Annotated in this window: 10 protein-coding genes; 1 reads left to right on the plus strand and 9 read right to left on the minus strand. The window is 62.7% G+C overall.

Translation table 11 applies throughout. From position 1 onward, the window contains the following. Positions 1-4: 4 nt before the first annotated feature. From NCT05_RS14775 to coq7, 7 genes are all read right to left on the minus strand, one after another. The gene (locus tag NCT05_RS14775; protein ID WP_250435212.1) at positions 5-1,435 is read right to left on the minus strand and encodes a UDP-N-acetylmuramoyl-tripeptide--D-alanyl-D-alanine ligase; all 1,431 of its coding nucleotides are present in this window, start codon (positions 1,433-1,435) and stop codon (positions 5-7) included. Continuing rightward, positions 1,432-2,976, minus strand: coding sequence for a UDP-N-acetylmuramoyl-L-alanyl-D-glutamate--2,6-diaminopimelate ligase (locus NCT05_RS14780; RefSeq protein ID WP_244807651.1), 1,545 nt, complete (start codon positions 2,974-2,976; stop codon positions 1,432-1,434). The genes NCT05_RS14775 and NCT05_RS14780 overlap by 4 nt, the downstream gene beginning before the upstream one ends. After that, positions 2,973-4,829 carry a peptidoglycan D,D-transpeptidase FtsI family protein gene (locus NCT05_RS14785; protein ID WP_008342998.1) on the minus strand — a complete coding sequence of 619 codons (1,857 nt, stop codon included), beginning with the start codon at positions 4,827-4,829 and terminating at the stop codon, positions 2,973-2,975. Before NCT05_RS14785 ends, NCT05_RS14780 begins: the two co-directional genes overlap by 4 nt. Beyond that, positions 4,826-5,170 (minus strand): cell division protein FtsL, encoded by a 345-nt coding sequence (gene ftsL, locus NCT05_RS14790; RefSeq protein WP_008342999.1) that lies wholly within the window; start codon positions 5,168-5,170, stop codon positions 4,826-4,828. The genes NCT05_RS14785 and ftsL overlap by 4 nt, the downstream gene beginning before the upstream one ends. Beyond that, entirely contained in the window at positions 5,167-6,108 is a 942-nt protein-coding gene (gene rsmH / locus NCT05_RS14795) for a 16S rRNA (cytosine(1402)-N(4))-methyltransferase RsmH (protein ID WP_008343001.1), read from the minus strand. Before rsmH ends, ftsL begins: the two co-directional genes overlap by 4 nt. Positions 6,109-6,136: 28 nt before the next feature. After that, positions 6,137-6,565, minus strand: coding sequence for a division/cell wall cluster transcriptional repressor MraZ (gene mraZ, locus NCT05_RS14800; RefSeq protein ID WP_008343002.1), 429 nt, complete (start codon positions 6,563-6,565; stop codon positions 6,137-6,139). Between the two features lie 391 nt (positions 6,566-6,956). Next, positions 6,957-7,613: a 2-polyprenyl-3-methyl-6-methoxy-1,4-benzoquinone monooxygenase gene (coq7, locus tag NCT05_RS14805; RefSeq protein WP_250502643.1), complete on the minus strand. Its 657-nt coding sequence runs from the start codon at positions 7,611-7,613 to the stop codon at positions 6,957-6,959. Positions 7,614-8,075: 462 nt separating this feature from the next. Between coq7 and NCT05_RS14810 the strand changes: the two genes are divergently transcribed. Next, on the plus strand, positions 8,076-9,251 hold the full coding sequence (locus tag NCT05_RS14810; protein WP_008343007.1) for a porin: 1,176 nt from the start codon (positions 8,076-8,078) through the stop codon (positions 9,249-9,251). Positions 9,252-9,378: 127 nt separating this feature from the next. Here the strand turns inward: NCT05_RS14810 and NCT05_RS14815 are convergent, their stop codons facing one another. Further along, positions 9,379-11,052, minus strand: coding sequence for a long-chain fatty acid--CoA ligase (locus NCT05_RS14815; RefSeq protein ID WP_250502644.1), 1,674 nt, complete (start codon positions 11,050-11,052; stop codon positions 9,379-9,381). Between the two features lie 128 nt (positions 11,053-11,180). Next, on the minus strand, positions 11,181-11,312 hold the full coding sequence (locus NCT05_RS36770; protein WP_284507544.1) for a hypothetical protein: 132 nt from the start codon (positions 11,310-11,312) through the stop codon (positions 11,181-11,183). Between the last annotated feature and the right edge of the window lie 150 nt (positions 11,313-11,462).

Raw genomic sequence — 11,462 nt, forward strand, 5'->3', positions numbered from 1 at the left:
TGAATCAATGTGCAGCGGGCGCATGGCCCGCTGCGGGTTGTTGTGGACTCGTCAAGGCATCCACCACGCGCTCCATCTTCATGAAGCGCGAGCCTTTGGCGAGATACGTGGCCTTGTTGCCGTAGCCTGCCTGTTCGAGCGCGGTGAGCAGTTCGCGGACATCGGCGAAATGCTGCGCGGTTTGCTTCGATGCGGCCGCGTTGAATGCGTTCACCGAATCGACGCTCGCGGCGCCGAGCGCGAAGAGCGCATCGATGCCGCACTCCGCCGCATACGCGCCGACTTCGCGATGAAACGCCGGACCTTCCTCGCCGACTTCGCCCATGTCGCCCATCACGAGCACGCGGGGCGTTGCCTGCGATGCGAGCACGTCGATCGCGGCGCGCATCGAATCGGGATTCGAGTTGTACGTGTCGTCGATGACGGTCGCGCCGGCGAGCGCGCCGAGCATCGCGCGCTTCACCTGCAAGCGGCCTTTAACCGGCTCGAACGCTTCGAGACCGCGCTTGATGACGTCGAGCGAAACGCCTGCGGCAAGCGCTGCCGCGGTCGCCGCCATTGCGTTGCGCGCGTTGTGTTCGCCGAGCACGTTCAGCGCGATGTCGACCGCGCCCTGCGGCGTTTGCATGTGGACCGTCGTGCCTTCGAGCGTACCGGTGACGGCGGCCTGCGATGCATCGGCGGTCAGCGCGAAATCGATGATCGCGTTGCCGGTCGCGGCCGTGCGCCAGAAGACGGCGTACTGGTCGTCGGCGGGAAACACGGCCGTGCCGGTATCGCCTAGCGCATGAATGACCGAAGCGTGCTCGAGCGCGACCGCTTCGACCGTCGCCATGAATTCCTGATGCTCGCGCTGCGCGTTGTTGACGACGGCGACATCCGGCGCGGCGATCTTGCCGAGCACTTCGGTTTCGCCCGGATGATTCATGCCCAGCTCGACGACCGCGAGCTTGTGCGACGCCTTCAGGCGAAACAGCGTGAGCGGCAAGCCGATGTCGTTATTGAAGTTGCCCGCGGTCGCGAGGCGCGCTTCCTCGCCGACCGCAGCCGCGAAGATCGACGCGATCATCTCCTTGACCGTCGTCTTGCCGTTGCTGCCCGTGACCGCGACGAGCGGCATCGTGAAGCGCTTGCGCCAGCCGTGCGCCAACGCACCGAGCGCCGCGCGCGTGTCCTTTACCTTGATGACCGGAAGTGGCCAGGCACCGGAGTTGCTCGGGTCGCGTGACACGAGCGCAGCAGCCGCGCCGCTCTTCGCCACCTGATCGAGGAAATCATGCGCATCGAAGCGATCGCCCTTCACCGCGACGAACAGATCGCCGGCCTGCACGCCGCGGCTGTCCGTGACGACGCGCGCGATGGCGATACCCGCATCGCCCTTAAGGACGGCGCCGGGAATCATCGCGGCGGCTTCGCGCAAAGTGAACATCGTCATTCGCCGCCTCCGCGTTGTTGTGTGGCGCGTGCGGCCAGCGCGAGACGCGCGTGATCCTGATCCGAGAACGCGCGCTTCTTGCCCATGATTTCCTGCGTGGCTTCGTGCCCTTTTCCGGCGAGCACGACGACGTCCTCGCGCGCCGCACTTCGTATTGCTTGCAGAATCGCGCTCGCGCGGTCTTCGACGCGGCGCGCCTTCGCGGCTTCGCTCATGCCGGCGGCGATTTGATCGATGATCGCGACGGGATCTTCGCTGCGCGGGTTGTCGCTCGTGATGACGACCTGATCCGCGAGGCGTTCGGCGATTTCGCCCATCAGCGGACGCTTGGTGGCGTCGCGGTCGCCGCCGCAGCCGAACATGCAGACGAGCTCGCCGCCGCGCGCCTCGGCGATCGGGCGCAGCGCGGTGAGGGTCTTGTCGAGCGCGTCGGGCGTGTGCGCGTAGTCGATCACGACGAGCGGCTCGTCGCTCTGAATGCGTCCGCCGAGACGCTCCATGCGGCCGTTGACCGATTCGAGCTTTTCGATGCGCGCGATGGCGGCATCGAACGGCACGCCCACTTCGAGCAGCACGCCGAGCACGGAAAGCAGATTGCTCACGTTGAACGTGCCGAGCGTGCCGACTTCGACATCGGCTTCGCCCCAGTCCGACGACAGATGAAACGCAGTGCCGGTCGCAGTCGCGCGGACTTGCGTTGCGAGCAGGAACGCGTCGGCGCTCGGCGCGGCATCGGCGGGCATCTCGACGCCGTAGGCAATCGTCCGCACCTTGCCGCGCAGCGATTCGATCAGACGCTGACCGGCCGCATCGTCGCGATTGACGATTGCCGTCTTCAGCGACGGCCACGCGAAAAGACGCGCCTTCGCCGCTTCGTACGCCTCGAACGTGCCGTGGTAGTCGAGATGATCCTGCGTGAGATTCGTGAAGATGGCGATATCGAAATCGACGCCGTTCACGCGCCCCTGATGCAGCGCATGCGACGACACTTCCATCGCGACGCCTTCCGCGCCCTGAGCTTTCAATTGCGCAAGATTGCGCTGAAGCTGCGGCGCGTCGGGCGTGGTGAAGCCGCTATGCACCAGTTTGCCCGGCATGCCGATGCCGAGCGTGCCGACGATGGCGCACGGACGGCCGAGCGCGGAGAGCGCAGTCGCGATCCATTGGCTGCACGAAGTCTTGCCGTTCGTGCCCGTCACGCCGACGGTAAGCATCGACGCGGTCGGCTCGCCGTACCACGCGGATGCGATCGGGCCCGCGAGTTCGTTCAGCGCCTTCACGGCGAGCGTCTTCGACGCGTCCGGCTTGCCCGCGAAATTCTCCGGCTGATAGAGCGCCGCAGCCGCGCCTGCGGCGAGCGCGGCGTCGAGATACGGACGGTTGTCCGCGCCGTCGACCGCATAGGCTAGAAACACGTCGCCGCTTTTGAGCGAGCGCGTGTCGGCGTGCAATTGCGCCTCGGGCTGCGCGTGGGCGCGCAGCCATTGAACGGCTTGTGATACGTCCTTTTGCATCTTGCTCTGTCGGGTTTGCGCGCTCATCGCACGACTCCCGGGTGCGTCTTCGTATTGCTCGACACCGCGAATTTCTTCGCGGTATTCGCGTTGTTCGTATTCGCCGGCTGCTTGGCGGCCGCTTGCGTGGCGGAGTTCGAATCGTCCGTCACGACCATTTGCTTCACTGGCATATCGGGCGGCACATTCAGCGCGCGCAAGGTATCGCCGACGATGCCCGAGAACACCGGACCCGACACCTGACCGCCGAAGTGGCTGCCGACCGTCGGTTCATCCACCGATACGGCCACGACGATGCGCGGATTCGGCATCGGCGCCATGCCGACGAACGATGCCCGGTACTTCGAATGGTCGTAGCCGTGGCCCGCATGCTTGTACGCCGTGCCCGATTTGCCGCCGACGCGATAGCCGGCCACCGCCGCATCCGGCGACGTGCCGCCCTTCGACACGACGGTTTCGAGCATCGCACGCACTTCGCGCGCGGTAGTCGGCGAAAACACTTGCTGACCGAGCGGCGGCTGATCGCCCGCCGTGCGGAAAATCGAGACCGGCAGGATCTTGCCGTCGTTCGCGATGGCCGTGTATGCGCGCCCGAGCTGGAACAGCGACACGGACAGGCCGTAGCCGTACGACATCGTCGCCTGCTCGATGCGTCGCCAGCTCTTCCACGGGCGCAGACGCCCGGTCACGGCGCCCGGAAAACCGACTTTCGGCGCCTGACCGAGCCCGATGCTCGTGTACATGTTCCACATTTCCTCGGGACGCAATTGCATCGCAATTTTGGTCGCGCCGATATTGCTCGACTTCTGAATCACGCCGCCGACGGTGAGCGTGCCGAAGCCAGAATCGTCCGTAATGCGGGCGCCGTCGAGCACGAACACGCCGCCGCCCGTTTCGACGAGCGTATTCGGCGTCACCCGATGCAGATCGAGCGCGAGCGAAACGGTGAACGGCTTCATGATCGAGCCCGGCTCGAAGGTGTCCGTGAGAATGCGGTTGCGCAACTGCTCGCCGGTCATCCGCGAACGATCGTTCGGGTTGTACGTGGGATAGTTGACGAGCGCGAGCACTTCGCCCGTCTTCACGTCGATGACCATTGCCGCGCCGGCCTTCGCCTTCGTCTTCTCGACGGCGGCCTTCAGGTTCGTGTACGCGATGTACTGAATCTTGCTGTCGATCGAAAGTTCGACGTCCGCGCCGTTGTGCGGCACGACTTGCTCGTCGACGTCCTCGACGATATGGCCCATGCGGTCCTTGATGACGCGGCGCATGCCCGGCGTGCCGGCGAGGACGTTCTGGTCGCCGAGTTCGACGCCTTCCTGTCCCTTGTCTTCAATGTTAGTAAAGCCGATCAGGTGCGCGGTGATTTCGCCTTCCGGATAGAAGCGCTTGTATTCGCCGCGCGAATAGATGCCGGGAATGTCGAGCGCGGCGACCTTCTGCGCGACTTCGAGCGGCACCTGGCGCTTCACATAGACGAAGGTCTTGTCCATCGAGAGCTTCGCGCGAAGCTCTTTTTCCGGCATTTCGAGAAGTTTGGACAATTGCGCGAATTTGTCCGCGCCGAGATCGTTCGGCACGGCTTCGGGAATCGCCCAGATGGCCTTCACCGGCAAACTCGTTGCGAGCACGAGGCCGTTACGGTCGCGGATCTGCCCGCGCGTCGCAGGCATTTCGAGCGTGCGCTGATAGCGGCTTTCGCCCTGTTTCTTGAAGAACGCGTTGCCCGGGCCCTGAATCCAGAACGCGCGTCCGGCCAGCGCGACGAACGCCATGAATAGCAGGAACACGACGAGCTTCGAGCGCCACATGGGCAGGCGCACGGCGAGAAGCGGATTCGGCGTGTGAGCGATGTCTTTCTGCTTCGCGGACTTTTTCATCGCTTGGCTCCGCGTGCAGGCGGCGCCGACGCCGGCAGCGGCGGCGGCATCGGTGCGTCGGCGGCCTTGTTGGCGGCCGTGTCGTAGGTGAGATATTGCGTTCGGCCGGTCGTCACGGGCTGCATTTTCAGTGAGTTGGTGGCCAACTGCTCGATGCGCGATGTCTTCGACAACGCGCTCTGCTGGTACTGCAACTGCGCGTAATCCTGTTGCAGTTGACGCTCTTGCGATTGCGCCCTTTGCAAGTCGATGAAAATCTCCCGCTGCTGATTGGTGGAGCTGACGACCGACAGCGCGCACCCGAGCACGATGATGAGCAGGAAGATATTGAGGCGATTCATGGCGCGATCCGCTCGGCGATACGCATCACCGCGGAACGGGCGCGCGGGTTATCGGCGACTTCGGCATCACTCGGAAACACGCGGCCGACCACGCGCAGCGGCGGGCTGGGAAGATCGACCGCGCGGATCGGCAAACGACGGTCCACCGCCGGCGCGCTCGCGTGCGCCTGCATGAACCGCTTGACGATCCGGTCTTCGAGTGAATGAAAGCTGATCACGACCAGCCGCCCCCCTTGCTCCAACAATGCCAATGCCGATTCGAGTACTACCTGCAGCTCCGCAAGCTCTTGATTGACGTGAATCCGTATAGCCTGAAAGGTGCGAGTTGCCGGGTCCTTGCCCTTTTCACGGGTTTTGACGACGTGACCCACGATTTCGGCAAGCTCGCGCGTGCTGTCGAGAGGCCCAAGACGGTCGGACTCTGCCCGGCGAGCAACAAGCGCCTTTGCAATCTGAAAAGCAAACCGTTCTTCCCCATAATCTCTGATGACCTCCGTGATTTCCTGCACCGTGGCACGCGCGAGCCACTCTGCCGCCGACTCGCCCCGAGTCGGGTCCATCCTCATGTCGAGCGGACCTTCTGCGCGGAAGCTGAAGCCGCGCTCCGGGTCGTCCACCTGCGGCGACGACACGCCTAGGTCCAGCAACACGCCCGACACCCGCCCTACTCCGCGCTCGCTCGCCGCGTCGCGCAACGCCGCGAAGCTGTCGTGCACGATCGAAAAGCGCGAATCCTGAATCTGTTGCGCCGTGGCGATCGCGAGAGGATCCTTGTCGAAGGCGATCAGCCGCCCCGCGTCACCCAGTCGCTGCAAAATCGCCCGGCTATGACCGCCGCGCCCGAAAGTGCCATCTATATAGATGCCGTCCGCGCGCGTGAGCAGCCCGTCTACCGCTTCCTTCAGCAGCACCGTGCGATGCTGCAGTTCATTTCCCATCGCAGGAGCCATGTTGTTCAGCGCCGCGTCAGAAAGTGAAGTTTTTCAGCGCGTCGGGCATGCCCTGCGCCATGGCCGCAGCTTCCTTCGCCGCGTAAGTCTGCGAGTCCCACAACTCGAAGTGCGCGCCCATGCCGAGCAGCGTCACTTCTTTTTCCAGCGACGCGGCAGCGCGCAGCTCGGGCGAGACCAGCACGCGCCCGTTGCCGTCGAGTTCGACATCCATTGCATTACCGAGAAAGATGCGCCGCCACCACATGGCTTCCATCGGAAGCGCGGCGACCTTGGCGCGGAAGACTTCCCACTCCGGGCGGGGAAAGAGCAACAGGCATCCATCCGGGCTCTTCGTGAGCGTCACCCGGCCTTCTGCCTGCCCTTGCAGCGCTTCCCGATAGCGCGACGGAACCGACATCCGCCCTTTCGCATCGAGCGTCAGCGCCGACGCCCCTTGGAACACTCGCCCTTCTCCCCGTTTTCGGACGCCCACCACGACGCCCGTCCCTCTCCAGTTTTGCTCGAAAATGGGTTGTGAATCACACAAAAGACCACTTTCTCACACTGTCTCCCACTTTAGAGGAACGCATTTCCTCGGTCAAGACGCGCACCTTTTTTTCGAGTGCTTTTTATTTGCTAGAACAAGGACTTAGCGCAGGAGCTTGAAGTAACGGCAAAAGAGAAAACCGTTATGAATTAGAGAGCTAGTGCGGGATGTGAAGGTAGTACGTGAAAAGAGCAGGCGAAATGAGGGAAATGTAACGGTTCTTACAGCCGTTTTTTGATTCGATGATGAGTTTCGGCGGCGAATGCCTCGCTCGACCCGGCAAGCGAGCGAACGAGGCTTTGTCACACTATATGTAATAGGCCGTGCGCGTCATGACTTTGGAAGCTGCGCGCATCAACGCGCGCACCGGAAACGGAACCTCGCTCCCACCAGCGCCGATGGCTGCTGCGGCGTGCGCGCTTTCATCGAGACGCATTTGCTCGACGATCGCGCGGGATGCGTGATCGTTGACGGGCAAGGTCTTCATGTGGCCATCGAGATGCTGCTCGACCTGACGCTCGGTTTCGGCCATGAAGCCGAGACTCGCGCGATCGCCGAAGCGCCCCGCGACGAAACCGATCGCCAGCGCACCCGCGTACCACAACGGGTTCAGCAGGCTCGGCCGCGATTCCAGATCTTTCAGCCGCGTCGATGTCCACGCGAGATGGTCTTCCTCTTCACGCGCCGCTCGCTCGAAACTGGCCTTGAGCTCGGGCGAGCTTGTGGCGAGCTTCTGCGCCTGATAAAGCGCTTGCGCGCAGACTTCGCCAACGTGATTCACGCGCATCAGTCCGGCCGAATGGGCGCGTTCTTCTTCGGTGAGTTGCGATTGTTCCGAGAGGACATCGCCGGTCGCGTCCAGAGGCGACATCGTCGATTCAGGAATCGGACGCGACATGCGGCTCACGCCCGTCATGGACCGCAAGCCTCGATCGAATTCGCTGATGATTTCATCGAGCGTCATGGTGTCACCTCTCTCTTCATGGTCCGCAGACGGAGCGGACGCTCGCGGAAAACGCGAATTTTAGCGCACATCGACTGGCGCCGAAGGGGCGCGGGCTTGCCGGATACCGCGTTCAGCGGCCACGGAGCATGTGCGATTTCTCCGGATTACAGACTCGAAGTCTGATCGCGGATATGGCACCAACCTGACACCGTCGACCGCCCGATCGCCCCTTATGAAGCACCTGTTTTGGTAATTAGGGCAAACACGGGTCGCAAATATCCTGCAAAACCAACATTTTAGCGCCTGTTGCGTAAACGTCACATGAGTCCGGCGGACCAGCCCCTTTTCCTTTGTCCGTTAAAGCCTCTTTGTTACATTACGTGTCACCTTCGTTAAGAAGCAGGCAGGGACCGTCAACACACTGGCGCTAAGAACAGTGACCTTGTCAAAAGTCGCAAACACTCCTTGGAGATTCAATCAATGAAAAAGTCGCTTCTCGCTCTCGCCGCACTGGGCGCATTCGCAGGCGCCGCACATGCGCAGAGCAGTGTGACGCTGTACGGCATCATCGACGCTGGCTTCGCGTACAACAACAACAGCAACGGCCAAAAGCTGTACTCCATGAACAGCGGCAACCTGCAAGGTAGCCGTTGGGGCCTGCGCGGCACGGAAGACCTCGGTGGCGGTCTGAAGGCCATCTTCGTGTTGGAAGGCGGCTTCAACGTGTTCAACGGCCAGCTGGGCCAAGGCGGCGACCTGTTCGGCCGCCAGGCTTATGTCGGTCTGGGCTCGACGCAATTCGGTACGGTCACGCTGGGTCGCCAGTACGACTCCGTGGTTGACTACACCGGCGCATTCGAAGTCGGTAGCCAGTGGGCGTCGTACTTCGGCGCGCACCCGGGCGACCTGGACAACATGAACAACTCGAATCGCGTGAACAACGCGATCAAGTACACGAGCGCGAACTACGCCGGCTTCACGTTCGGCGGCCTGTACAGCCTCGGCGGCCAAGCTGGCCAGTTCAACCGCAACCAGATCTGGTCGGTTGGTCTCGGCTACTCGCAGGGTCCGCTGCAATTGGGCGCGGGCTACTTGAACGTCAAGGACCCCAACTACTCGTTCTTCGGCAACAACGCCACGAGCCGCAACGCAGCCACGACGCCTACGGCTTCGAACATGTCGAGCCGCGTGTACTCGGGCTTCGCATCCGCCAAGACGCAGCAAGTCATCTCGGCTGGCGGTGCTTACACGTTCGGCGCAGCGACCATCGGCGCGACGTATAGCAACACGCAGTTCAAGGACGTCAACAACGAAGCAGGCGCTGGCCTGAACCCGGCTGGCTACACGGGCGGCTCGGGCAAGTTCCATAACGCCGAAATCAACTTCAAGTATCAGCTGACCCCGGCCCTGCTGCTGGGCGTGGCATATGACTACACGAAGGGTTACGGCCTGGCCGATGCCAAGTACCACCAAGGCATGCTCGGCGCGGACTACTTCCTGTCGAAGCGCACGGACGTGTACATCGACGGTATCTACCAGCACGCAAGCGGCACGGATTCGTTGAACCGCCCTGCGGTTGCGAACATCAACGGCCTGTCGGCGTCGTCGACGTCGAACCAGGTTGCCGCTGTTGTCGGTATCCGCCACAAGTTCTAATAAGGTCGTAACAAAGCAGTACGCACTGAAAGGCGCCTTCGGGCGCCTTTTTTTCGTTCCGCTGCGGGCAACAAAAAAGCCTTCGCATCTCGCGACACGAAGGCTTTTCGCTTTGGACGCGCAGCCGCTACGCGCGGCCGTCGCGCAATTCGCGCCGCAAGATCTTGCCGACATTGCTTTTCGGCAACTCGTTGCGGAACTCGATCATGCGCGGACGCTTGTAGCCGGTCAGCCGTTCCCTGCAGTACGCGATGACATCCGCTTCCGTCAGGCTCGCATCCTTGCGCACGATGAAGAGCTTCACCGCTTCGCCCGACGCCTGATCCTTCACGCCCACAGCGGCAACTTCGAACACGCCGGGCAGCATCGCGACAACATCTTCAATCTCGTTCGGATACACGTTGAAGCCGGAGACGAGAATCATGTCCTTCTTGCGATCGACGATCTTCACGTAGCCGCGCTCATCGAGCACGCCGACGTCGCCTGAGCGGAAGAAGCCGTCGGGGGTCATCACCTTCGCGGTTTCGTCGGGACGATTCCAGTAGCCCGCCATCACCTGCGGGCCGCGAATGCAGATCTCGCCGGGCTGGCCGAGCGGCACTTCGTTGTTGTCGTCGTCGCGGATGGAGATTTCCGTGGACGGAAGCGGCAAGCCGATCGTGCCCGTGTATTCGGTCGCCGTCACCGGATTGCAGGTCACGCACGGCGAGGTTTCGGACAAGCCGTAACCCTCGACGATCGGCACGCCGGTCGCCGCGAACCAGCGCTTCGCGACGGCTTCCTGCACGGCCATCCCGCCGCCGTTCGCAGCGATGAGCTTCGAGAAATCGAGCTTGTTGAAGTCTGGATGATTCAACAACGCGTTGTAGAGCGTGTTGACGGCCGGGAATGTGTTGATGGGAACGCCCTTCAGTTCCTTGATGGTTCCGGCGATATCTCGCGGGTTCGGTATCAGCACGCCAAGGCCGCCGGTACGGATCGTGAGCATGCCGCAGACCGTCAGCGCGAAGATGTGATAAAGCGGCAGCGCGACCACGCAAACGAACTGATCGATGTCGGGACGGCGCTTGCGGGCCGGGTCGAGCCACACTTCTGACTGCAGCGTGTTCGCGATCAGATTGCGATGCGTGAGCGTCGCGCCTTTCGCGACGCCCGTCGTGCCGCCGGTGTACTGCAGGAACGCGACGTCATCGGGACTTTGGGTGACCGGCTGGAGCGTGCCGCGGCCGCCTTCGCTCAGCGCTTCGTTGAATCGGACGCTGCCAGGCAGTTTCCACTCTGGCACCATCTTCTTCACGCTGCGCACGACGAAGTTGACGAGCACCCCTTTCAAACCCATGAGATCGCCCATCGCCGCGACGACGATATGTTTGATCGCCGTGTTCTTGACGACCGCCTGCAACGTGCCGGCGAAATTCTCCAAAATGACGATTGCTTCCGCGCCGCTGTCCTCGAGCTGATGCTCGAGTTCGCGCGGCGTGTAAAGCGGATTCACGTTGACGACAATGTAACCCGCGCGCAATACCGCCGCGATCGCGATCGGATACTGCAGCACGTTCGGCATCATCAGCGCGACGCGCGCGCCCGGCTTCATTCCTCGCTTCTGGAACCACGCGGCCAGCTTTCTCGACATCGCGTCGAGTTCGGCGTACGTGATCGCCTGGCCCATGCACACGAACGCGCGGCGATCGCGATTCGCGCGAAAGCTGTCCTCGAGCAGCTCCGAAACGGACCGATACGCGGATGGATCGATCTCCGCAGGCACGCCGGACGGGTAAGACTGCAGCCAGGGTTTCTCCATACGGCGTCTCCTTTATATGATTTTAGAATGATCGTGCGGAAACGAGATCCTAGCTTTTCGGCCGGTCTCCGACAATCGGGTTAGACGCCTTCCACCAAACCCGTCCGAGTCCGCCGCTCCGAAGCTTGTCAATGCATTGGCTCCACTTCCACCAGGCAGTCGTAAAACGTCGCCGAGCCCCCGAGGTCGGTCAGCGCCTGACTCGTCACCTGATTGGCGTTGCGGCCATCGGGAGACAGCTTCTTCCACCAGATCGACAAGCCGACGACGACGCCTTCGCGGGGGGGGGGGGGCGGGCGGGGGGGGGGGGGGGGGGCCCCCCGCGCGGTTTAGTTTGGGCCGCCATCGCCAGCCGGGCTGGCGGGCGCGGGCGGGGGGGGGGGGGGGTTTTTTTTTTTTGGTTTGGGGGC

It is taken from the genome of Caballeronia sp. AZ7_KS35 (assembly GCF_023631045.1).
Taxonomy (GTDB): domain Bacteria; phylum Pseudomonadota; class Gammaproteobacteria; order Burkholderiales; family Burkholderiaceae; genus Caballeronia; species Caballeronia zhejiangensis.

What these genes read in the sequence shown, in the direction of transcription:
- NCT05_RS14785 (WP_008342998.1), bottom strand. Translation starts at nt 4,829, where the DNA reads ATGAAAAAGTCCGCGAAGCAGAAAGACATCGCTCACACGCCGAATCCG.
- NCT05_RS14780 (WP_244807651.1), bottom strand. Translation starts at nt 2,976, where the DNA reads ATGAGCGCGCAAACCCGACAGAGCAAGATGCAAAAGGACGTATCACAA.
- rsmH (WP_008343001.1), bottom strand. Translation starts at nt 6,108, where the DNA reads ATGGGAAATGAACTGCAGCATCGCACGGTGCTGCTGAAGGAAGCGGTA.
- NCT05_RS14775 (WP_250435212.1), bottom strand. Translation starts at nt 1,435, where the DNA reads ATGACGATGTTCACTTTGCGCGAAGCCGCCGCGATGATTCCCGGCGCC.
- ftsL (WP_008342999.1), bottom strand. Translation starts at nt 5,170, where the DNA reads ATGAATCGCCTCAATATCTTCCTGCTCATCATCGTGCTCGGGTGCGCG.
- NCT05_RS14810 (WP_008343007.1), top strand. Translation starts at nt 8,076, where the DNA reads ATGAAAAAGTCGCTTCTCGCTCTCGCCGCACTGGGCGCATTCGCAGGC.
- coq7 (WP_250502643.1), bottom strand. Translation starts at nt 7,613, where the DNA reads ATGACGCTCGATGAAATCATCAGCGAATTCGATCGAGGCTTGCGGTCC.
- NCT05_RS14815 (WP_250502644.1), bottom strand. Translation starts at nt 11,052, where the DNA reads ATGGAGAAACCCTGGCTGCAGTCTTACCCGTCCGGCGTGCCTGCGGAG.